Origin of the sequence: Citrobacter freundii complex sp. CFNIH2, assembly GCF_002880615.1 — a bacterium.
GTDB classification, from domain to species: domain Bacteria; phylum Pseudomonadota; class Gammaproteobacteria; order Enterobacterales; family Enterobacteriaceae; genus Citrobacter_A; species Citrobacter_A amalonaticus_F.
This window is the reverse complement of record NZ_CP025757.1, coordinates 2149341-2170952: the sequence shown is the minus strand read 5'-3', so window position 1 is coordinate 2170952 and position 21612 is coordinate 2149341. Positions and strand designations below refer to the sequence as shown.

The 21612-nt window shown below is 56.2% G+C and carries 18 protein-coding genes and 1 pseudogene; 10 read left to right on the top strand and 9 right to left on the bottom strand.

Annotated elements, in window-relative coordinates; translation table 11 throughout:
• Position 1 precedes the first annotated feature (1 nt).
• Together galE and modF are read right to left on the bottom strand one after the other, a co-directional pair.
• On the bottom strand, positions 2-1018 hold the full coding sequence (gene galE, locus WM46_RS10700) for a UDP-glucose 4-epimerase GalE (RefSeq protein ID WP_054176163.1): 1017 nt from the start codon (positions 1016-1018) through the stop codon (positions 2-4).
• Between the two features lie 206 nt (positions 1019-1224).
• Positions 1225-2697 carry a molybdate ABC transporter ATP-binding protein ModF gene (modF, locus tag WM46_RS10695; RefSeq protein WP_102602232.1) on the bottom strand — a complete coding sequence of 491 codons (1473 nt, stop codon included), beginning with the start codon at positions 2695-2697 and terminating at the stop codon, positions 1225-1227.
• Positions 2698-2943: 246 nt separating this feature from the next.
• On the opposite strand from modF, the pseudogene srsR reads away from it, so the two are divergent.
• Positions 2944-3840: pseudogene (gene srsR, locus WM46_RS10690) on the top strand (LysR family transcriptional regulator SrsR).
• Here srsR and WM46_RS10685 read toward each other — a convergent pair.
• From WM46_RS10685 to modE, 5 genes are all read right to left on the bottom strand, one after another.
• Positions 3837-5315 (bottom strand): acetyl-CoA hydrolase/transferase family protein, encoded by a 1479-nt coding sequence (locus WM46_RS10685; RefSeq protein ID WP_102602231.1) that lies wholly within the window; start codon positions 5313-5315, stop codon positions 3837-3839. The pseudogene srsR and the gene WM46_RS10685 overlap by 4 nt on opposite strands.
• A gap of 19 nt (positions 5316-5334) precedes the next feature.
• A complete protein-coding gene (scpB, locus tag WM46_RS10680; RefSeq protein WP_061076904.1) occupies positions 5335-6120 on the bottom strand; it encodes a methylmalonyl-CoA decarboxylase in 786 nt (261 codons plus the stop codon).
• A gap of 10 nt (positions 6121-6130) precedes the next feature.
• Positions 6131-7126, bottom strand: a complete 996-nt coding sequence (meaB, locus tag WM46_RS10675) for a methylmalonyl Co-A mutase-associated GTPase MeaB (RefSeq protein WP_102602230.1) — start codon at positions 7124-7126, stop codon at positions 6131-6133.
• A complete protein-coding gene (gene scpA / locus WM46_RS10670) occupies positions 7119-9263 on the bottom strand; it encodes a methylmalonyl-CoA mutase (protein ID WP_102602229.1) in 2145 nt (714 codons plus the stop codon). Before scpA ends, meaB begins: the two co-directional genes overlap by 8 nt.
• A 192-nt stretch (positions 9264-9455) precedes the next feature.
• Positions 9456-10244 carry a molybdenum-dependent transcriptional regulator gene (modE, locus tag WM46_RS10665; RefSeq protein ID WP_061076906.1) on the bottom strand — a complete coding sequence of 263 codons (789 nt, stop codon included), beginning with the start codon at positions 10242-10244 and terminating at the stop codon, positions 9456-9458.
• Positions 10245-10372: 128 nt separating this feature from the next.
• Between modE and WM46_RS10660 the strand changes: the two genes are divergently transcribed.
• From WM46_RS10660 to modC, 4 genes are all read left to right on the top strand, one after another.
• A complete protein-coding gene (locus tag WM46_RS10660; protein WP_003023026.1) occupies positions 10373-10522 on the top strand; it encodes an AcrZ family multidrug efflux pump-associated protein in 150 nt (49 codons plus the stop codon).
• A gap of 233 nt (positions 10523-10755) precedes the next feature.
• Positions 10756-11529 (top strand): molybdate ABC transporter substrate-binding protein, encoded by a 774-nt coding sequence (gene modA, locus WM46_RS10655; RefSeq protein ID WP_061076907.1) that lies wholly within the window; start codon positions 10756-10758, stop codon positions 11527-11529.
• The gene (modB, locus tag WM46_RS10650; RefSeq protein WP_043001320.1) at positions 11529-12218 is read left to right on the top strand and encodes a molybdate ABC transporter permease subunit; all 690 of its coding nucleotides are present in this window, start codon (positions 11529-11531) and stop codon (positions 12216-12218) included. Before modA ends, modB begins: the two co-directional genes overlap by 1 nt.
• 2 nt (positions 12219-12220) lie before the next feature.
• The gene (gene modC, locus WM46_RS10645; protein ID WP_061076908.1) at positions 12221-13279 is read left to right on the top strand and encodes a molybdenum ABC transporter ATP-binding protein ModC; all 1059 of its coding nucleotides are present in this window, start codon (positions 12221-12223) and stop codon (positions 13277-13279) included.
• On the opposite strand, the gene WM46_RS10640 is transcribed toward modC, so the two are convergent.
• On the bottom strand, positions 13280-14098 hold the full coding sequence (locus tag WM46_RS10640; protein ID WP_102602228.1) for a pyridoxal phosphatase: 819 nt from the start codon (positions 14096-14098) through the stop codon (positions 13280-13282). It abuts the gene before it with no gap.
• A 174-nt stretch (positions 14099-14272) separates the two neighbouring features.
• Between WM46_RS10640 and pgl the strand changes: the two genes are divergently transcribed.
• The gene (gene pgl, locus WM46_RS10635) at positions 14273-15268 is read left to right on the top strand and encodes a 6-phosphogluconolactonase (protein WP_102602227.1); all 996 of its coding nucleotides are present in this window, start codon (positions 14273-14275) and stop codon (positions 15266-15268) included.
• A 67-nt stretch (positions 15269-15335) separates the two neighbouring features.
• On the opposite strand, the gene WM46_RS10630 is transcribed toward pgl, so the two are convergent.
• Positions 15336-16619 (bottom strand): putative acyl-CoA thioester hydrolase, encoded by a 1284-nt coding sequence (locus tag WM46_RS10630; RefSeq protein WP_102602226.1) that lies wholly within the window; start codon positions 16617-16619, stop codon positions 15336-15338.
• 223 nt (positions 16620-16842) lie between these two features.
• On the opposite strand from WM46_RS10630, the gene hutI reads away from it, so the two are divergent.
• The 4 genes from hutI to hutU all read left to right on the top strand — a co-directional run bounded on the left by hutI (position 16843) and on the right by hutU (position 21611).
• On the top strand, positions 16843-18066 hold the full coding sequence (gene hutI / locus WM46_RS10625) for an imidazolonepropionase (RefSeq protein WP_061076912.1): 1224 nt from the start codon (positions 16843-16845) through the stop codon (positions 18064-18066).
• On the top strand, positions 18063-19004 hold the full coding sequence (gene hutG / locus WM46_RS10620; protein WP_102602225.1) for a formimidoylglutamase: 942 nt from the start codon (positions 18063-18065) through the stop codon (positions 19002-19004). Before hutI ends, hutG begins: the two co-directional genes overlap by 4 nt.
• A 25-nt stretch (positions 19005-19029) precedes the next feature.
• Complete coding sequence (locus WM46_RS10615; protein WP_102602224.1) at positions 19030-19755, top strand: histidine utilization repressor; 726 nt, start codon at positions 19030-19032, stop codon at positions 19753-19755.
• A 170-nt stretch (positions 19756-19925) separates the two neighbouring features.
• Positions 19926-21611 carry a urocanate hydratase gene (hutU, locus tag WM46_RS10610; RefSeq protein WP_102602223.1) on the top strand — a complete coding sequence of 562 codons (1686 nt, stop codon included), beginning with the start codon at positions 19926-19928 and terminating at the stop codon, positions 21609-21611.
• Position 21612: the final 1 nt, after the last annotated feature.

The window sequence follows — 21612 nt, the reverse complement described above, 5'->3', positions numbered from 1 at the left end:
CTTAATCCTCGTATCCCTGCGGATGACGCGACTGCCAGTGCCAGGTGTCCTGCGCCATTTCATCAAGCGTGCGCGTTACGCGCCAGTCCAGTTCGCGGTCGGCTTTGCTGGCATCTGCCCAGTAGGCTGGCAGGTCGCCATCGCGACGCGGAGCAAAATGATAATTCACCGGTTTGCCGCAGGCTTTACTGAAGGCATTGACCACGTCCAGCACGCTGCTGCCGACACCTGCCCCGAGGTTGTAAATATGGACACCCTGTTTGCCCGCCAGTTTTTCCATCGCAGCAACGTGGCCGTCAGCGAGATCCATCACGTGGATGTAATCGCGTACGCCGGTGCCGTCTTCGGTCGGGTAGTCATTGCCAAAAATGGCGAGGGAATCGCGACGGCCTACCGCAACCTGGGCGATGTACGGCATCAGGTTATTCGGGATGCCCTGCGGGTCTTCGCCCATGTCGCCTGATGGATGTGCGCCGACCGGGTTGAAATAGCGCAGCAGCGCGATGCTCCACTCCGGCTGGGCTTTTTGCAGATCGGTGAGGATCTGCTCGACCATCAGCTTGCTTTTGCCGTAAGGACTTTGCGGCGTACCGGTCGGGAAGCTTTCGACATAAGGGATTTTCGGCTGGTCGCCGTAGACGGTTGCCGATGAGCTGAAAATGAAGTTTTTGACGCCGGCGGCGCGCATGGCGCTAATCAGTCGCAGCGTTCCGTTGACGTTGTTGTCATAGTATTCCAGCGGCTTTGCAACGGATTCGCCGACGGCCTTCAGTCCGGCAAAATGGATGACGGTGTCAATGGCGTGATCGTGCAGGATCTCCGTCATCAGCGCTTCGTTGCGGATATCGCCTTCAACAAACGTCGGATGTTTGCCGCTCAGACGTTCAATAACAGGCAGTACGCTGCGCTTACTGTTGCAGAGGTTATCCAGGATGATGACGTCATGACCGTTTTTCAGCAACTGTACACAAGTATGACTCCCTATGTAACCGCTACCACCGGTGACCAGAACTCTCATAATTCGCTCCGTTAAGCTTATGGTATGGAATTACCATAGCATAACAAAGATGCGAAAAGTGTGACATGGAATAAAATAGTGGAATCGTTTACACTCGCGATTTCTCACACTGAGTCATCAATTAATCGATTATAAATCATTAACTTTAAGAATGATTGCGCCTTTTATCCGAAAAAAAAGGGCGCTTTCGCGCCCACGGATGAAAACTAACGCAGCCGCGTTTGCTGATAGGTATAGGTCTCGCCGTCTGGCGCAAACTCCAGACGGTGGGTAATACAGGCAGGCGCATCTTCAGCGTGATGGGAGACAAACAGCAGTTGCGTGTCGCCCTCGCTAATCAACACATCGACAAAGCGACGAATAAGCTGGCGGTTTAGTGGATCCAGTCCCTGTAAGGGTTCGTCGAGTATCAGCAGGGTCGGGTGCTTAACCAGCGCACGGGCGATCAGCGCCAGTCGCTGTTGTCCCCAGGAGAGACTATGAAACGGCGCGTCGGCAGTGCGTTTGTCGAGTCCCAGAATGTCCAGCCACTGCTGCGCGAGTTTTTGTTGACGATCCGACACGGCCTGATAAATCCCGATGGAATCGAAATAGCCTGACAGAATCACATTGCGCACCGTGGTGCTTACCCGGTAGTCGAGATGCAGACTGCTACTGACGTAGCCAATGTGCTTTTTGATATCCCAGATGGTTTCACCACTGCCGCGACGTCGGCCAAATAGCGTCAGATCGTTGCTGTAACCCTGCGGATGGTCGCCGGTGATCAGGCTGAGCAGCGTCGATTTTCCTGCTCCGTTGGGGCCGACAATCTGCCAGTGTTCGCCGGGATCGACCTGCCAGCTCAGACGATCGAGAATAGGGCGATCGTTATATGACACGACGCCATCCCTGAGGATGATCCGCGGCGCATCGGCAGCCAGAACAGGGTTGGCGGCGGGTTCGTCGGCTTCAGGTAATGTCACCCCTTCCAGTCGCTCGCTATGCGCAAGTTGCGCGATCAGCGCCTGCTGGAGTAAGTCGGCTCTCGCCCCGGTTTCCGTTAAGGTGCAGTCGACCAGTACACCGGCATACTGAACGAATGCCGGGATCTCATCAAAACGGTTCAACACCAGCACCAGCGTGATACCTGACTGATGTAGCGTTTCAAGCAGTCCTGCCAGTTGTTGGCGGGAAGCGACGTCGAGACCGTCAAACGGCTCATCGAGAATCAACAGGTCCGGCTCAGCCATCAGCGCCTGGCAGAGCAACGTTTTGCGCGTTTCGCCGGTAGAGAGATATTTAAAGCGGCGATCGAGCAGATGAGTGATACCAAACTGCTGCGCCAGCGTCGCGCAGCGGGCCGGGTTTTTCACCTCGTCCTGAATGATTTCCGCCGTGGTTCGTCCGGTATCCTCTTCGCCAGGACTGAGCATATCGGTGTTATTACGCTGCCATTCATCGCTGACCAGTTTCTGCAGTTGCTCGAAGGAGAGACGGGTTATCCGTGAGAACGTACACAGGCGTTCGCCCTTGAGCAGCGACAATTCGCCGGCCAGCGCGCGTGCCAGCGCCGATTTCCCGCTTCCGTTCGAACCGACAAACGCCCAACTCTCACCCGCATTTAACGTCACGGAATCCAGGTGAAGCGTTTTTGTGTCGCTAAGACGAAACGTGCCTTGCGAAATATGCAACGATGACATTTTGCATCCCATTTTTTGCAGCAATGAATGACAGGGATACGTGTTCCGGGGAGGAATGTCAATGTGATTAGCGCGACGGCGGGGAAAAAACGGCGCTTTAAAATCGATGTAGGTATCTGTGCCATGCGGCGATTACGGCGACAGAACTATCGCTATTTTGTGAGCAACTGCAAAAAAGGGCGACGCGTTATCCAGTATTTTTTCGCAGCCAGTAGAGATGTCATGGCGATGAATGATGGAGTGTTTATGGATGTTTTTATCTCGAAAAAAATGCGTAATTTCATCCTGTTGGCGCAAACCAATAATATCGCCAGAGCGGCTGAGAAAATACACATGACGGCATCGCCATTTGGTAAAAGCATTTCTGCGCTGGAAGATCAAATTGGCTATACGCTCTTTACCCGTAAAGACAACAGCATAAGCCTGAACAAGGCCGGGCAGGAGTTGTACCAGAAACTGTTTCCGATTTATCAGTCCCTGTCGGCGATCGATAATGAAATTCATCACGCTGCGCGTGGTTCGCGCAACATAGTCATTGGCGTCGACAACACCTACCCAACGATTATTTTCGACCAGTTGATCAGTCTGGGCGACAAGTATAACGGTGTGACCGTAAAGTCTGTCGAGTTCAGCGAGAATGAAGTCATTGATAACCTGTTTAGCCGCCAGCTCGATTTTATCATTTCGCCACAGTATGTTTCGGCTCGCGTGCAGGAGCTGGATAATCTAACCATCAGTGAGTTGAAGCCGCTGCGTCTGGGGTTTCTTGTTTCCCGTCGCTACGAGGATAAACAGCCGCAGGAGCTTTTGCGTGAACTGCCCTGGCTGCAAATGCGCTTTCAGAATCGGGCCAATTTTGAAGCGATACTGGAAGCGCATATGCGGCCATGCGGGATTAACCCAACGATCATCTATCGTCCCTACAGCTTTATGGCGAAGATAAGCGCGGTAGAGCGCGGGCAGTTTCTGACCGTGATCCCCTAGTTTGCCTGGCGTCTGGTGAATCCGGCGACGTTGAAGTATTTCGATGCGCCCGGCGGTACGATGTATATGCAGGAGTACCTTTACTCCCTGAAAAACCATCGCTATACCGCCACGATGCTTCAGCATATTGCGGAAGATCGTGGCGCAGAGATGGCTTAGCCGAGCATCGAACCGTGTTCGATCAGATTGCGGTGCAGATCGAACACATGGTTGAGATCGTGATGAATGTGCCCGCCAGGCGCACTGGCGAGATAGCGGTGTAGATAGTCCTGATAGAGAGGATGCGCACAGTTGTCGATGATCGTGTGCGCCCGTTGTAGCGGTGAGAGTCCCCGCAGATCGGCGATCCCCTGTTCGGTGATGATCACCTTCACGCTGTGCTCGCTGTGATCAACGTGGCTGCACATGGGGACGATAGTGGAAATCTTGCCGCCTTTGGCGATGGATGGCGCCATGAAAATAGACAGGTAGGCGTTGCGCTCAAAATCACCGCTGCCGCCAATGCCGTTCATCAGATTCACACCAGCCACGTGCGTTGAGTTGGCGTGGCCGTAGATATCAAACTCCAGCCCGACATTGAGAGCTATGACGCCAAGACGGCGGATAATTTCCGGATTATTGGAGATTTCCTGTGGGCGAAGCACAATACGGCTGGCGAAGAAGTCCATATTGTCATAAATCTTCCGCAAGGAATCGGCGGATACTGTCAGACTGGACGCGCTGGCTCCGGTGATTTTTCCCGTTTCCAGTAAATGCACGACGGACTCCTGCAACACCTCCGAATACATCATAAAAGATGGAATATCCGGGTTCTCACCCAGCCGCGCCATCACGGCATTATTGATATTACCCACACCGCTTTGCAGCGGCAGAAACTCCGCAGGGATCCGCCCGCGCGCCATCTCTTCCAGCAGAAACGTTACGACGTTATCGGCGATTTGCTGGCAGACAGGATTGGTGTTATCGAGCACGTTTCCGCCGTCGGGGAGTTCTGTATCGACCACCGCAACAATCTTGTTGGGATCAATCTGCACGTACCGGGCGCCCACGCGATCCATCGCATGATAAATGGGGACGCTGTTGCGACGCGGCGGTGCGCCGGGAATAACGATATCAGCCAGTTCAGCGACGCGTGGGTTGTGGTAGTGATTCAGCTCAATGATGACTTTCTTCGCCCGTAGCAGCCAGGTGGGCGCATTGCCGATCCCGCTGGTGAGCCAGACCCGTCCGTCAGGCGTGATCGCCGAGGCTTCAATCACCGCGACGTCAATATCGCCAAAGAAACCATAGTTCACCATCTGCGCCACTTCACTCAGATGCAGGTCTACAAATCGTACCTGACCCTGATTGATTTTTTGCCGAAGGCTGCCTGATGTCTGATAGGGGGCGCGCCATGAGATGGCGTCAGCTTCGGACAGCGCGTCATCGGCGGCAGCGCCAATAGACGCTCCCGTCAATAAGCGAATCTGAAACGGTTGCTGCGCCTGATGTAGCTCACTGGCGCGGCGGGCGATAGCCGCAGGGAGTGCTTTGGGAGAACCCGCGGGGGTAAAGCCGCTGAAAGCAACCATCGCATTGTGCTCGATTACCTGCGCCGCGTCGTCGGCGCTCATCCGTGACCAGGGGTCTTTCATATCTTGTCCCTTCCCGGTATCAATGGCCCACAAAATTGGGTTTACGTTTATTCATAAACGCGTTCATCCCTTCCTGATAATCTTCGCTGTCGTAAACGGCGCGGCGCATCCCCTGAATACGTTCGAACTCATCGGAATTCATGGTGTGCGCTTCGCCAAGCACGCGTAGCTCTTCCTTGATCACGGCAATGGCCAGCGGCGCTTTTTCCGAGATATGGTGCGCCATCTGCAACGTGAAATCCTCCAGTTCTTCGGCGGCGACGACATGGTTGAGAATGCCGACCGCCATTGCGCGCTGCGCGGTGATAGGGGATGCGGTGAAGATCAGCTCTTTGACGATATGGAAACCCGCATCGCGGGTCAGGTTGTGGATCCCGACCAGATTGTACGGAACGCCAAGGTTAACCGGGGTCATGGAGAACGTGGAGGTACTGGCGGCGATGATCAGATCGGAGCTCATGATCATCTCAAACGCGCCTCCCCAGACGCTGCCTTCGACCATGGAGATCACCGGTTTGGGGTACTTCTGAATCATACGGGTGATCTGGCGCAGCGGATCGTCATAAGAGAGCGGATCGCGCCGTCCGGCGGGCAGTTCATGAATGTCATGACCGGCGGAGAAGACCTTCGCGCCGCTGGGCGCACGCAGGATAATACAGCGAATATCCGGGCGATTAAGATCGCTGAGCGCCAGCATGAGATCGTCAATAAAGACTTTGCTCAGGGCGTTCAGTTTGCGGGCATAGTTGAACTCAATGACCGCCACTTTACGGATGATAACAACGTTAACGTATTGATAAGGCATATTTTTCTCTTTATGAAAAGTAATGATTCTGAAGGTATTCGCGGATTCGCTGAAGGCCAACGCGCGGCGAGAGACGGTTGTTTTTGACGGCCTGCTGCGTCAGGTGGTAGTAGCGGTCGAAGTCGTCACGGGAGAACAGCAGCCGCAACGCCTCGGCTTCCGTCTGCTTTTGCAACCAGTCAATTTCCTGCAACTGGCGTACCTGTTGCAGTCGTCCGCTGGAGGTCATCTGTGTTCTGAAATCGCAGATGGTCTGCCAGACCTCATCAATCCCGCGTTTTTCCAGCGCGCTACAGGTCAATACCTGCGGCTGCCACTCGGCATATTTATGCCGCACTATATGCAGTGCGCTTTCGTACATATGGCGGGCGATAGCGACACGGTTATGGTTTTCCCCGTCATCCTTGTTGATGACAATCAAGTCCGCCATTTCCATGATCCCTTTTTTGATGCCCTGCAGGTCGTCGCCGCCGCCAGCTATCTGTAACGACACAAAGCAGTCCACGATCTGGGCGATTTCTGTTTCCGATTGTCCAACGCCGACGGTTTCAATAATCACAACGTCGAAGCCCGCCGCTTCGCACAACAGCCCCAGCTCTCGCGCATGCAGACAGGCACCGCCCAGATGGCCGCGGGAGGGGGCCGGGCGGATGAAGGCGGCATCCGATCGCGCCAGTTCGGTCATTCGCGTTTTGTCGCCAAGAATGCTGCCGCCGCTGATCGGGCTGCTGGGGTCGACGGCAATTACCGCCACACGCAGTCCGTCGCGGATCAGTCGCGTGCCGAAAGCCTCGAGAAAGGTGCTTTTTCCAGCCCCCGGCGTGCCAGTGATCCCCAAACGCAGCGCGTTGCCGGTGAAAGGCATAATGGCATCCAGCAGTTGTGCGCTCAGCGCCTGGTGACGAGGGTGCTGACTTTCAATCAGCGTCATGGCCTGGGCGAGCGTGGCCCGCTCTGCCTGGCGCAATCGCCGCACGGTGTCAGTCAGCGTGGATTCGCTAATCATGATGCTGACTTATCCGCTTCAGTACGTCGCGTACGCTTTCCAGCATCGGTGTGCCGGGGCCATAAATGGCCGCCACGCCACGCTCCTCCAGGAAGGCATAGTCCTGAGGGGGAATCACGCCGCCTGCGACCACGCAGATATCGTCGCGTCCCCATTTTTTCAACGCGTCGATCAGTTCAGGGATGAGCGTTTTGTGACCGGCCGCCAGCGAGGAGGCGCCGACGACGTGTACATCATTTTCCACCGCCAGGCGGGCGATCTCTTCCGGAGTGGAAAACATCGGGCTGAGATCGACATCGAAACCGAGATCGGAATAGGCGCTGGCGATCACTTTTGCGCCGCGATCGTGACCATCCTGACCCATTTTGGCGATCAAAATGCGCGGACGACGACCGCTGTCTTCCTGGAACTGTTCTGTTTGCGCCACGATGGCATCAAATTCGCTGGCCGATTGGTTGGACTGATGGTAGCTCTGCGCAATCACGCCGGTGACGCACTGGCTTGGCACCAGATAACGGTCAAACGCCGACTCCAGCGCGTCGGAGATCTCACCCAGCGTGGCGCGGACGCGTGCGGCGTTCACGGCGGCGGCCAACAGGTTCTCATTATGCAATGCGGCGTGAGTCAACGCCGCCAGCGCCGCGTGAACGGCGGCATTATCGCGAGTCGCGCGGATCCGCGTCAGGGAGGCGATCTGCTCGTTGCGCACCTTGACGTTGTCGATCTCCAGGACGGTCGTGTCGTCTTCTTTTTCCAGCTTGTATTTGTTGACGCCGACAATGACGCGCTTGCCCTGGTCGATCAGTGATTGTTCGCGGGCTGACGCCTCTTCAATCATCCGTTTCGGTAGCCCGGCTTCGATAGCCTTTGCCATCCCGCCCGCGTCGTCGATCTGCTGGATGATGGCCCGCGCCTGTTTAACAATGTGGTCAGTTAACGATTCCACATAGTAGGAGCCAGCCAGCGGATCCACGGTGCGGCAGATTTCTGATTCCTCCTGCAGGATAATTTGTGTGTTACGCGCGATGCGGGCAGAAAAGTCGGTGGGCAGACCAAGTGCTTCGTCAAAGGCGTTGGTATGGAGTGACTGGGTGCCGCCAAGCGTGGCGCCGAGCGCTTCGATAGTAGTACGGATGACGTTGTTATAGGGATCCTGTTCGGTCAGGCTCCAGCCGGAAGTCTGGCAGTGGGTACGAAGAGCTAACGATTTCGGGTCGGTTGCGCCGAAACCGCTCACCGCTTCGCTCCACAGATAACGCGCCGCGCGCAGCATGGCGACGTTCATGAACAGATCCATGCCGATGCCAAAGAAGAATGAAAGGCGGGGCGCAAAGTCATCAATGTTCAGCCCGGCAGAAAGGGCGGCTTTGATGTATTCAATACCATCCGCCAGGGTAAAAGCGACCTGCTGTACGCAGTTGGCGCCCGCTTCGCCCATATGGTAGCCGCTGATGCTGATGGTATTAAAGCGCGGCATGTTGCCCGAACACCAGGCGATGATGTAGGCAATAATGCGCATGGAGGGTTTCGGCGGGTAAATGTAAGTGTTACGACACAGGTACTCTTTCAGAATATCGTTCTGAATGGTGCCGGTTAGCTGTTCCGGCGACACGCCTTGCTCCTGAGCCGCCACGATATAAAACGCCATCACTGGCAGCACCGCGCCGTTCATGGTCATCGATACCGACATCTTATCCAGTGGGATCTGGTCGAACAGTACCTTCATGTCTTCAACGGTATCGATCGCCACGCCAGCCTTCCCGACATCGCCTGCGACGCGTGGATTATCGGAATCATAGCCACGGTGGGTGGCGAGATCGAAGGCGACAGAAAGACCTTTCTGCCCGGCGGCGAGGTTACGCCGATAGAACGCGTTAGATTCTTTGGCGGTAGAGAAGCCAGCGTACTGACGAATGGTCCACGGTTGCGCGGTATACATGGTGGCGCGAGGGCCGCGAACGTAAGGCGGTAGGCCGGGAAGGGTGCCGGTGACTTCCAGTTTGTCGAGGTCGGCTTCGGTGTACAGCGGTTTGATGGCAATGCCTTCCGCTGTCTGTGTGACCAGCGACTCGACGGTTTTATTCCGCCGGCTGAGCTCCTTGTTGGCAAGTGCCTGCCACTCCGGTAAGTCTGACATTTTTTGCTCCGTATTCCGCAATAAAAAGAGGGTATTGCGGGTACGATGAGCTTTTTAATGTCCCCTGTCGCCAGCAAAAAATAGCCAACGATGCGTCGTTTTTTGCCGGGTGGAATTATTCATCTTGTAATGAATTTCAAAGAAAAAATAACGGCGGGTAACATCCCGCCGTTATAACCGAGGTAGGGATACCTAGCACAACGTTGCGAGAATCACTCTGTCGGCATTGAAATACGCTGTCACATTCGCACCTTCGTTCAGCGACGCGGCGTCGTCTACCGGCACGGTGGCGCACAGTATCTGACCGTCCGGTAGCGTCATCAATACTTCACACTGCTCTGTGCCGCGTTCAATATGATTGATAATGCCCTGGAGCTGGTTATCCGCCGCCTGCGCGATGGCGTCGTCCTGGGTAATCCCCACCCACGGCGCTTTCAGCAGCACAAGTACCTCTTTGCCTTCATCAAGCCCTAAACGCTCGCCGCTCTGGGCAGTGATGGCCACTTTCAGTCGTGTTTCACCATCGGCCAACAGGACATCGACATGCTGCTGCACCTGATCGCGATCGCGGGCGGTAATGGTGCCAAACCACTGGTTGCGCGCACTGGTCTGCAGGGAAAAACGCGAGATGGCCGCCAGCAGGCTATTGAGCGGCAGCGCGTCATCGTCGCTTAAAACATCGAAGGCTTTTTGCTGAATCTGCGCCAGCAGATCGTAGAGTTGGATCAGACGCTGACCGTAGCGGGTTAACACCGCGCCGCCGCCGCCTTTACCGCCTGTCGCACGCTCGACCAGCGTTTGTTCGCTGAGAAGATTCATTTCATTGATGGCGTCCCAGGCGCTCTTATAACTGATGCCTGCGTCTTTCGCGCCCTGACTAATGGAACCGGAAAGCGCAATGTGCTTGAGCAAAGAGATGCGTCGGGGGTCGGCGAACAGTTTTTGCTGAAGTTTCAGGGTAAGAAGGATTTCGGCTTGCATAACAAGATCCTGGCAAAAAGGTTATTGTGACGGAAAACCGCAGAGACGCAAAGCCGACCGCACAAAAGGGGAGTGCTTTTCTCAGTGATGCGGTTAGAATACTACAAGGACTATATCAGGAGTTGACCATGTTAGAGTTATTGAAAAGTCTGGTATTCGCCGTAATCATGGTACCTGTGGTGATGGCCATCATCCTGGGTCTGATTTACGGTCTCGGTGAAGTGTTCAACATTTTCTCCGGTATCGGTCAGAAAGACCAGTCCAGACAGAATCATTGATTTCCCAAACGCCCGCTCAGTCGGGCGTTTTTGTTTTCTCATCTTTCAGACCGTATCTTTGTTGGTTGCGCCTCAATGCAGCCCGCACCCCATCAGGATTGTTTCTCAAGTTCTCCTCATCCCTGCCGATATTTTCTTTGCGTAACCTCTTAGTGGTATCAATAACTTCTGGGAAAATCGTTGCTTTGTCGTTATATTTGCGTCTACATAACGATACTCGAAAGGAGTTACAGATGGCTCGTACATGGTTACGCTTGTTTGCTGGGGCAACATTATCACTGACGGTTGCCGGACAAACGCTGGCGGATGAAGGGAAAATCACGGTATTTGCCGCGGCGTCATTGACCAATGCGATGCAGGATATCGCGGCAGAGTACAAAAAAGAGAAGAATGTCGACGTGGTCTCCTCTTTTGCGTCGTCTTCAACGCTGGCTCGCCAGATCGAAGCCGGTGCGCCAGCGGATCTGTTCATTTCTGCCGATCAGAAATGGATGGACTACGCGGTAGATAAGAAATCGATTGATACCGCAACGCGTCAGACGCTGCTGGGCAATAGCCTCGTGGTGGTTGCCCCAAAAGCCAGTGAGCAGAAAGATTTTACGATTGACAGCAAAACCAACTGGACGACGCTGCTGAATGGTGGACGTCTGGCGGTAGGCGACCCGGAACACGTTCCGGCGGGGATCTACGCGAAAGAAGCGCTGCAGAAACTGGGGGCCTGGGAGACGCTGTCACCGAAACTGGCGCCGGCGGAAGATGTGCGCGGCGCGCTGGCGCTGGTCGAGCGTAACGAAGCGCCGTTGGGCATCGTTTACGGCTCTGACGCGGTTGCCAGTAAAGGCGTTAAAGTCGTGGCCACCTTCCCGGAAGATTCGCACAAAAAAGTGGAGTACCCCATCGCGATTGTTGATGGACATAAAAACGCCACGGTCAGCGCGTTCTATGATTACCTGAAAGGACCGCAGGCTGCTGAAATCTTTAAACGTTACGGATTTACGACCAAGTAATGATATTGACCGATCCCGAATGGCAGGCCGTTCTTCTGAGCCTGAAAGTGTCTTCCCTGGCCGTGTTGTTTAGTTTGCCGTTTGGGATCTTCTTTGCCTGGCTGCTGGTGCGCTGCACTTTCCCGGGCAAAGCCTTGCTGGATAGCGTACTGCATCTGCCATTGGTTTTACCGCCGGTGGTGGTCGGTTATCTGCTGCTGGTCTCGATGGGACGGCGCGGATTTATCGGCCAGTGGCTGTACGACTGGTTTGGCATAACCTTTGCCTTCAGCTGGCGCGGCGCGGTACTGGCGGCGGCAGTGATGTCTTTTCCACTGATGGTGCGTGCTATCCGGCTTGCGCTGGAAGGGGTGGACCTTAAGCTGGAGCAAGCCGCCCGGACGCTGGGCGCGGGACGCTGGCGCGTCTTCTTCACGATTACTCTTCCGCTGACGCTGCCTGGCATTATTGTCGGGACGGTACTGGCGTTTGCCCGCTCGCTCGGCGAGTTTGGCGCGACGATTACCTTCGTTTCCAATATTCCCGGCGAAACGCGCACCATTCCTTCGGCGATGTATACCCTGATTCAGACGCCGGGCGGTGAAAGCGCAGCGGCGAGATTGTGCCTTATCTCCATCGTACTGGCGCTGATTTCACTGTTAATTTCTGAATGGCTGGCGCGGCTAAGCCGTGAGCGGACGGGGCGATAATTATGCTGGAACTCAATTTCTCCCAGACGCTGGGGACCCACTGCGTCTCGCTTAACGAAACGCTGCCCGCCAGCGGTATTACCGCGATTTTTGGCGTCTCCGGTTCCGGAAAAACCTCGCTCATCAATGCGATCAGTGGCCTGACGCGACCGCAGAAAGGGCGCATTGTACTCAACGGACGGGTGCTGAACGACACGGAAAAGCGTATCTGTCTGACTCCGGAAAAACGCCGGATAGGCTACGTTTTTCAGGATGCGCGCCTGTTTCCCCATTATAAAGTGCGCGGTAATCTGCGTTACGGCATGGCGAAAAGCATGGCCGGCCAGTTCGATAAGCTGGTGGCGCTATTGGGTATTGAGCCTCTGCTCGACAGATTGCCGGGCGGCCTCTCCGGCGGTGAAAAACAACGTGTGGCGATTGGCCGGGCGCTGCTGACCGCACCGGAACTGCTGCTGCTGGATGAACCGCTCGCCTCGCTGGACATTCCGCGTAAGCGTGAACTGTTGCCCTATCTGCAACGTCTGGCGCGGGAGATCAACATTCCTATGCTCTACGTCAGTCACTCGCTCGACGAAATTCTCCATCTGGCCGATAACGTGATGGTGCTGGAAGACGGTCAGGTGAAGGCATTTGGCGCGCTGGAAGAGGTCTGGAGCAGCAGCGTGATGCATCCATGGCTGCCGAAAGAACAGCAGAGCAGCATCCTGAAAGTGAGCGTGCTGGAGCATCATCCGCATTACGCGATGACGGCGCTGGCGCTGGGTGACCAGCATCTATGGGTCAATAAGCTCAATGAGCCGCTGCAGGCCTCGCTGCGCATTCGCATTCAGGCGTCGGATGTCTCGCTGGTGCTGCAGCCGCCGCAGCAGACCAGTATCCGCAATATCCTGCGTGCGAAGGTGATCCACTGCTACGACGATAACGGGCAGGTGGAAGTTCAGCTTGAGGTGGGGGGGAAAACGCTGTGGGCGCGCATTAGCCCCTGGGCCAGGGATGAACTGGGGATCAAACCTGGCCTCTGGCTGTACGCGCAGATTAAGAGCGTGTCGATAACCGCCTGATTACAACAGCTGGCTATAGATGAACTTCGCAATGCTGTCGGTGGTGTTATCGCCGATAACGACGTTGGCGCGCGCTTTGATTGCGTCATCAGCATTGCCCATCGCCACGCCGGTACCAGCCGCTTCCAACATACTGATGTCGTTGTAGTTATCCCCAAAGGCAATCACGTTTTCCATCGACCCGCCCTGAGATTCAACCCACTCGGTCAGGCGTTTGCCTTTGCTGTTACCCTGACGGGCGATATCGACCTGATCGTGCCAGGACCACTCGCACTCAAGGCCCAACTGCTCTTCGACATGTTTGCCAAATTGCTGCAGTTTAGGGATATCTTCGTCTGTCAGGGCGAATTTCCACACCGCGTTGACATCGTGCGCCGCCTGCGCCAGTGAAGGCACCTGGGTGAAGACCGGGCGCTGTTCCGGCGGCAGCGTCTGCGCCCAGTTTGATGTGCGAAGGACATGGCCGGTCGGATGCTCATACAGCATGGCGTCATCCACGTACATCAGGCCGTGAATCTGATGCGCTTCCAGCAGCGTAATAAGCTGTAGTGCCTGGTTAACCGGCAAGGGATCGGCTGCGAGAACGTTTTTTGCGTGATAATCATACAAATAGGTACCATTACAGCAAATTGCAGGTGTATCCAGCGCCAGTGCCTGATAAAAAGGATGAATTGCGACGTGATGACGCCCGGTGACGATGATAAGTTGGTAGCCTGCCTCTCTGGCGCGCGACAGCGCTTCGACAGATGAGGGGAGCAGGGTTTTTTGCGGGGTCAGCAGGGTTCCATCTAAATCCAGGGCAATCACGCGAGCGGTCATATCGTCATCCCGATTAACATTGAAATTTTGTCTGCCTGAATGGTACACCGGGACGGGGAGCAGGCAAAATTTTGTGCGTATACCCTAGTATAGATTCAGCATTCACCGTTAAAAGCGACTACGTTAAGCTGTATTCCATTATTGCAGCCAGTTGCCTAAAGCAGAGGAGCATTCATGAAGCAAACCGTTTATACCGCCAGCCCTGAAAGCCAACAGATCCATGTCTGGAGCCTGAATCATGATGGTGCGTTAACGCTGGTACAGGTGGTTGATGTGCCCGGGCAGGTTCAGCCGATGGTGGTCAGCCCGGATAAACGTTATCTCTACGTGGGCGTGCGTCCTGAATTCCGCGTACTGGCTTACCGGATTGCGCCGGATGATGGGGCGCTGACGTTTGCCGCAGAATCCGCGCTACCGGGCAGCCCTACGCACATTTCTACCGATCATCACGGCCGTTTCGTTTTCGTTGGCTCCTATAATGCGGGTAACGTCAGCGTCACCCGTCTGGAAGATGGCCTGCCGGTCGGGGTTGTGGATGTGGTGGAAGGGATGGATGGCTGTCACTCCGCCAATATTTCCCCGGACAACCGTACCCTGTGGGTGCCTGCGCTGAAGCAGGATCGTATCTGCCTGTTTACCCTCAGCGATGACGGTAAGCTGGTGGCGCAAGAGCCAGCGGAAGTGACCACCGTTGAAGGGGCCGGTCCGCGCCATATGGCGTTCCACCCGAATCAGCAATATGCGTACTGCATCAACGAGCTCAACAGCTCTGTGGACGTCTGGGAACTGAAAGATCCGCACGGTGATATCGAATGCGTGCAAACACTGGACATGATGCCGGCTGATTTCTCCGACACCCGCTGGGCTGCGGACATTCACATTACGCCGGATGGTCGTCACCTGTATGCCTGTGACCGTACCGCCAGCCTGATTACCGTGTTTAGCGTTTCAGAAGATGGCAGCGTGCTGACCAAAGAGGGCTTCCAGCCAACCGAAACGCAGCCGCGTGGTTTCAATGTTGACCATAGCGGGAAATACCTGATTGCTGCCGGGCAGAAGTCACACCATATCGCGGTGTACGAGATTGCCGGTGAGCAGGGGCTGTTAACGGAGAAGGGACGTTATGCGGTAGGCCAGGGCCCGATGTGGGTGGTGGTTAACGCGTATTAACTGGAATAGTTTTTTAACCAACCGGTAAAAGAACAACCGGCATCGCAGGATGCCGGTTTTTTTATGCTTACTGCTTCGGCGCAGTCACCACTTTGCTGCCCACACCGCGGTTATTGTATTCCCACATGCGGTTAAAGTTGGTGTCGTTCAGGTTACGCTGGGTTTCGCCTTTATCATCCTTCGCGCCGGTATTGCCCGCGAAAGGACGTTTAGAGATCACTGCGTCAGCCCACGGCTGTGCCATGTTAAAGCCTTCGTTAATCACGCTATCGCGGATCACGACCTGACCGTTGGTGTTGCCATCGACATCCAGCGCGCGGCCCAACTGCGCCACGCCGTCACCGGCGGCGGTAAAGCGGCTGTTGGTGGCGAGGAAACCGTAATAAATGTTCGACAGCGTTGCCGGGGCGAAGACGTACGCTTCCTGCTGAGTACGCGAGTTCACTACGCGGAAGTCGGTGTTATCGAACACCACTGCGCCGCGACCGGAAACGATATCCACATCGCCTTCGATATAGCTGTTGGTCACCAGCGTACGCGGCTGGCGATCATTTTCCAGACGGTTCTGCACGCCGCTGTTGGTTACAAAGAAGGTGTTCTGGCGGCCCAGAATGTTCACATTATTGATCTGAACTTTGTCACCGTCGGTGCGCAGCGCAACGGCCGGATGGTTGCCCGCATCCACGCTATCGCCGAGATTGTTTTCAATGGTCAGATTCTGCAACTGCAGGCCATTATTCTGTGACCACAATACCGCTGAACACATCACGCCGATATTCGCGCCGCGTTTGCTCTGACAGTTGTCAAACATGTACCAGGCCGGTTTGCCAGGCATATATTTCCCGCCCGGATTCACCGTATGACGCCAGTCAGCGGTGCTCATTTCACCGTCAATTGCCGCGCCAATCTTCACGTCCAGCGGTTTCTCACCCGTTCCGTACAGCGTCAGGCTGCCTGGCGCCGCAGGGATATAGACGGTTCCCTGATACTCACCCGGCATAATCGCAATGTACTGACGTTTGTTGGTGCGCGTGGTGATCGCCGCATCCACCGCCGCCTGGATGGTGGTGTGGGTAACGCCCTGCGTACCGGCCGGGCCGACCACAAAGTCAGGCTGCGCAGGCAGAGAAATTGAAGATGGCGTCCACGGCGCGGTGTTCGGCGTCAGGGAAGAAAAATAGTTTTTAGCGACAAAATTCTGCGCTTCATTCGCCGATAAAATCGGGCGTGAGGAGGTTCCTGGCGCGGTTTGATCGGAAGGAATTTGATCCGGCGGGGTAGAGCTACAGGCGGTCAGCGTCACGCCAAAAGCCAGTGCCAGCGCCAGACGGGAAACTGATGATGTGTTCACGAGTTGCTCCGGGCTATAAAAGTATCCATTGAAGCCTGCTTTTTTATACTAAGTTGAGCAAAACAGGAAGGTGAAAAGCTAAAAAGTTGTTTTTTAAACCACTCCTCGTGGATTCGGGTACCGTCAAAGTCACAATTAAGTAACATTTTTGCCCGGGATGATTGACTTCCCGCGTGCGATCTCAAATAAATGTCTATACAACCTAAGACAAGTTGGAGAGGGCATGCAACACCTGTTACCTGATGATACGCTCTGGCGAAACCTCCGTCTGGCGACGCTCGATCCGGCGCAGACGGCGCCGTATGGCCTGCTGGACCATCATGCGTTGATTATCCGTGAGGGGCGCGTGCTGGCGATTGTACCGGAGGCGTCTCTCCCGACTGCGCACGCCAATACGCATGACCTTCAAGGACGTCTGGTGACGCCAGGGTTGATTGACTGTCACACCCACCTGGTGTTCGGCGGCAACCGTGCCAGCGAGTGGGAGCAACGGTTGAATGGCGTCTCTTATCAGCAGATTAGCGCGCAGGGCGGCGGTATTAATGCCACCGTGACGGCGACGCGTGCCGCGACGGAGGAGGCGCTCTTTGCCTCTGCACAGGCGCGGATCGCGCGTCTGATGCGCGAGGGCGTGACCCTGCTGGAAGTGAAATCCGGCTATGGCCTGAATGCGACAGCCGAAGAAAAGATGCTGCGCGTCGCGGCCCGCCTGGCCGAAGAAAATCTTATCGAAATCAGCCCCACGCTGCTGGCGGCGCATGCCGTGCCGGTTGAGTATCGGGACAATCCTGACGGCTATATCACCCACGTCTGCGAAACGATACTGCCGCAGCTATGGGAAAAGGGGCTGTTTGAAGCGGTCGATCTGTTCTGTGAGAGCGTGGGGTTTACCCTGGCACAAAGCGAGCGGGTATTGCGCGCGGCGCAGGCGGCGGGCATTCCGGTCAAAGGGCATGTCGAGCAGTTGTCTCTGCTTGGCGGAGCGCAACTGGTCAGCCGCTATCATGGGCTTTCTGCGGATCACATTGAGTATCTTGATGAAGCGGGCGTGGTCGCGATGCGTCACAGCGGCACCGTTGGCGTACTGCTACCGGGGGCGTTCTATTTCCTCAAAGAGACGCAGCGCCCGCCCGTTGAGTTGTTGCGCCGTTATCAGGTGCCGATGGCGGTGGCGACCGATTTCAACCCCGGCACCAGCCCGTTTATCAGCCTGCATCTGGCGATGAACATGGCCTGCGTGCAGTTCGGACTGACGCCGGAGGAGGCATGGGCGGGCGTCACCCGTCATGCCGCTCAGGCGCTGGGCCGCCAGGCGACGCACGGACAGTTGAAGGCAGGTTACGTTGCCGATTTTAACGTCTGGGATGCGCAAAACCCGGTAGAGATCCTCTATGAACCTGGGCGCAACCCGCTGTATCAACGCATATTTCGAGGACAAATCACATGACGCAATGGGAAGCGGCTGCCCCTGACCTGTGGCGGGGGCGAGATGACAGCGGCGAAGCCGCAAACGCGCTGCGTCTGTTTCAGACGATCACACGCAGCCTGACGTTTTCGCCAGAGCGATACCGTGACAGGATCGCGCTGATCGGCTTTGCCTGCGATGAGGGGGTCAAGCGTAATCATGGGCGTCCTGGCGCCGCCGGCGCGCCGGACGCGTTGCGTTCAGCGCTGGCTAACCTGGCGAGTCACGCGGGACATGAGCGACTGGTGGATATGGGGAACCTGCTGGCTCCTACGACGGATCTGGAAGGGGCGCAGCAGGCGTTACGTGATGCGGTCTGTCAATGTCAGCATGCGGGGATGCGCACCTTCGTCCTTGGCGGCGGGCACGAAACGGCGTTTGGTCATGGGGCGGGTATTTTCGATGCATTCCCTGGCGAGCGGGTAGGGATCATTAATCTCGACGCGCATCTGGATCTGCGCAACGCCGGGCGGGCAACCTCTGGCACGCCGTTTCGTCAACTGGCGCAGCTTTGCGACCAGCAGCAGCGTGAGTTCCGCTATGCGTGTATCGGCGTCAGCCGGGCGGCAAATACCCAGGCGTTGTGGGATGAGGCGCACAAGCGCAACGTGCTGGTGGTGGAAGATTTACAGTGTAATGAAGCCCACGCTCAACTGGCGGCGTTTATCCGTGAGGTGGATAAACTCTATCTGACCGTCGATCTCGACGTCCTGCCGGCTGGAGAGATGCCTGCCGTATCGGCGCCTGCGGCGCTGGGCGTGCCGTTGGCGACCCTGCTGAAATTGATTGAACCTGTTTGCCGCAGCGGTAAGCTCCAGGCGGTGGATTTGGTTGAATTTAATCCGCGCTTTGATAATGATGGCAGGTCGGCACGCGTGGCGGCGCGGCTTGGCTGGCAAATCGCCCACTGGTGGCAGTAATTGATTGATAAGGTAAAACATTCCCATGACACTCTCTCGCCCTCGTTCTGCTCCCGCGCCGTTCTATGAGACGGTTAAACGCGAGATTAGCGAAAAGATCGCCAGCGGCGTCTGGCTACCGCACGATCGTATTCCGTCGGAGGCGGAGCTGGTGACGCAGTACGGCTTCAGCCGGATGACCATCAACCGGGCGCTGCGTGAACTGACCGACGAAGGGATGCTGGTGCGCCTGCAGGGCGTGGGAACCTTTGTCGCGGAGCCGAAAGGCCAGTCCGCGCTGTTTGAAATTCGCAGTATTGCCGATGAAATCGCCGCACGGGCGCATCGGCATCACTGCGAGGTGCTGATTCTGGAAAAGAAACCGGCCAATGCGCGGCAGGCAGCGGCGCTGAAGGTGACGGAAGGTACGGCGATTTTTCATTCTGTGATGGTACATTTTGAAAACGACCAGCCGGTACAGATTGAAGATCGCTGTGTGAATGCCGACATTGTGCCGGAGTATCTGGCGCAGGATTACAGCCAGACCACGCCGCATGCATATCTGTCGTTGATTGCCCCGCTGACGGAAGGGGAGCACATTGTTGAAGCGGTGCGCGCCACGACAGAAGAGTGCGCTTTACTCGACATCGGCGAGACCGATCCTTGTTTACTCATTCGTCGTACCACCTGGTCCGCCACGCAGATCGTTTCTCACGCGCGGTTGCTCTTCCCGGGGTCTCGTTACCGCTTGCAGGGCCATTTCTCCTCCTGAATCGCGCGGACTGAAAAGCGTGATTGCTGACGCAATATAACAAAAATGTATCTTATTTGTTAAATGGCGTCTTGTTATGTCTTGTATAGACAAGTATATATTTACCTCACACCCGATCATTCCATTTGCCGGATAAACCTTTTCCGGTATGTCCGTGAGGAGTCGTTGTTATGTCTCATAGCAAGTATCGTCAGCAAGATATCCGCGCCCCGCGAGGGACAACGCTGACGGCCAAATCCTGGCTGACCGAAGCGCCATTGCGCATGTTAATGAACAACCTGGACCCCGATGTCGCTGAGAACCCACATGAGCTGGTGGTGTACGGCGGTATAGGCCGCGCGGCCCGTAACTGGGAATGCTATGACGCGATTGTCAACGCCCTGACTCAACTGGAAGAGGACGAAACGCTGCTGGTTCAGTCCGGCAAACCGGTTGGCGTGTTCAGAACCCACCAGAACGCCCCGCGCGTGCTGATCGCCAACTCCAACCTCGTGCCTCACTGGGCGACCTGGGAGCATTTCAACGAACTGGATGCGAAAGGGCTGGCGATGTACGGTCAGATGACGGCCGGAAGCTGGATCTATATCGGCAGTCAGGGAATTGTGCAGGGCACCTATGAAACGTTCGTTGAAGCGGGACGGCAACACTACGACGGCAACCTGCGCGGGCGTTGGATGTTAACCGCCGGGCTCGGTGGCATGGGCGGCGCACAGCCACTGGCGGCGACGCTGGCAGGCGCCTGTTCCCTGAACATTGAATGTCAGCAGAGCCGTATCGATTTCCGCCTGCGCACCCGTTATGTCGATGAACAGGCGACGTCTCTTGATGATGCGCTGGCGCGTATCGAAAAATATACCCGCGAAGGTCAAGCCGTATCGATTGCCCTGTGCGCCAATGCGGCGGACGTAGTGCCCGAACTGGTGAAGCGCGGTGTGCGTCCGGACATGGTCACCGACCAGACCAGCGCCCACGATCCCCTGCACGGGTATCTACCTTCCGGCTGGGACTGGGAAACTTATCAGCAGAAAGCGCTTTCCGATCCGCAGGGAACGGTAGAGGCCGCGAAGCACTCGATGGCAAAGCACGTCGAGGCCATGCTGGCGTTCAACGACATGGGCGTACCAACGTTCGATTATGGCAACAATATTCGTCAGATGGCGAAAGAGATGGGCGTGGAAAATGCCTTCGCCTTTCCTGGTTTCGTACCGGCCTATATTCGCCCGCTGTTCTGCCGCGGCATCGGGCCGTTTCGCTGGGTGGCCCTTTCCGGCGATCCGCAGGATATTTATAAAACCGACGCCAAAGTGAAAGCGATCGTGGCGGATGACGAACATCTCCACCGCTGGCTGGACATGGCGCGGGAGCGCATTAATTTTCAGGGGCTGCCAGCGCGTATCTGCTGGGTGGGTCTCGAATGGCGGCAAAAACTCGGCCTGGCGTTTAACGAAATGGTGCGCAAGGGGGAAGTGTCGGCGCCAATTGTGATCGGTCGCGACCACCTGGACTCCGGCTCTGTCGCCAGCCCCAACCGCGAAACCGAAGCGATGTGCGACGGTTCTGACGCGGTATCCGACTGGCCGCTGCTCAATGCGTTGCTCAACACGGCCAGCGGGGCGACCTGGGTATCGCTGCATCACGGCGGCGGTGTGGGAATGGGCTTCTCACAGCACGCCGGGATGGTCATTGTCTGTGACGGTAGCGATGAAGCCGCCGAGCGAATTGCCCGCGTGCTGCATAACGATCCGGCGACCGGCGTAATGCGTCATGCGGATGCGGGCTACGACATTGCCGTGGCGTGCGCCGTGGAACAGGGGCTGAATCTACCGATGGTTGCGGCAACGCAGGGGAAACGCTGAT

Coding starts and splice junctions, on each gene's coding strand:
- galE (WP_054176163.1), bottom strand. CDS start 1,018: ATGAGAGTTCTGGTCACCGGTGGTAGCGGTTACATAGGGAGTCATACT.
- modF (WP_102602232.1), bottom strand. CDS start 2,697: ATGTCATCGTTGCATATTTCGCAAGGCACGTTTCGTCTTAGCGACACA.
- WM46_RS10685 (WP_102602231.1), bottom strand. CDS start 5,315: ATGAAAGACCCCTGGTCACGGATGAGCGCCGACGACGCGGCGCAGGTA.
- scpB (WP_061076904.1), bottom strand. CDS start 6,120: ATGCCTTATCAATACGTTAACGTTGTTATCATCCGTAAAGTGGCGGTC.
- meaB (WP_102602230.1), bottom strand. CDS start 7,126: ATGATTAGCGAATCCACGCTGACTGACACCGTGCGGCGATTGCGCCAG.
- scpA (WP_102602229.1), bottom strand. CDS start 9,263: ATGTCAGACTTACCGGAGTGGCAGGCACTTGCCAACAAGGAGCTCAGC.
- modE (WP_061076906.1), bottom strand. CDS start 10,244: ATGCAAGCCGAAATCCTTCTTACCCTGAAACTTCAGCAAAAACTGTTC.
- WM46_RS10660 (WP_003023026.1), top strand. CDS start 10,373: ATGTTAGAGTTATTGAAAAGTCTGGTATTCGCCGTAATCATGGTACCT.
- modA (WP_061076907.1), top strand. CDS start 10,756: ATGGCTCGTACATGGTTACGCTTGTTTGCTGGGGCAACATTATCACTG.
- modB (WP_043001320.1), top strand. CDS start 11,529: ATGATATTGACCGATCCCGAATGGCAGGCCGTTCTTCTGAGCCTGAAA.
- modC (WP_061076908.1), top strand. CDS start 12,221: ATGCTGGAACTCAATTTCTCCCAGACGCTGGGGACCCACTGCGTCTCG.
- WM46_RS10640 (WP_102602228.1), bottom strand. CDS start 14,098: ATGACCGCTCGCGTGATTGCCCTGGATTTAGATGGAACCCTGCTGACC.
- pgl (WP_102602227.1), top strand. CDS start 14,273: ATGAAGCAAACCGTTTATACCGCCAGCCCTGAAAGCCAACAGATCCAT.
- hutI (WP_061076912.1), top strand. CDS start 16,843: ATGCAACACCTGTTACCTGATGATACGCTCTGGCGAAACCTCCGTCTG.
- hutG (WP_102602225.1), top strand. CDS start 18,063: ATGACGCAATGGGAAGCGGCTGCCCCTGACCTGTGGCGGGGGCGAGAT.
- WM46_RS10615 (WP_102602224.1), top strand. CDS start 19,030: ATGACACTCTCTCGCCCTCGTTCTGCTCCCGCGCCGTTCTATGAGACG.
- hutU (WP_102602223.1), top strand. CDS start 19,926: ATGTCTCATAGCAAGTATCGTCAGCAAGATATCCGCGCCCCGCGAGGG.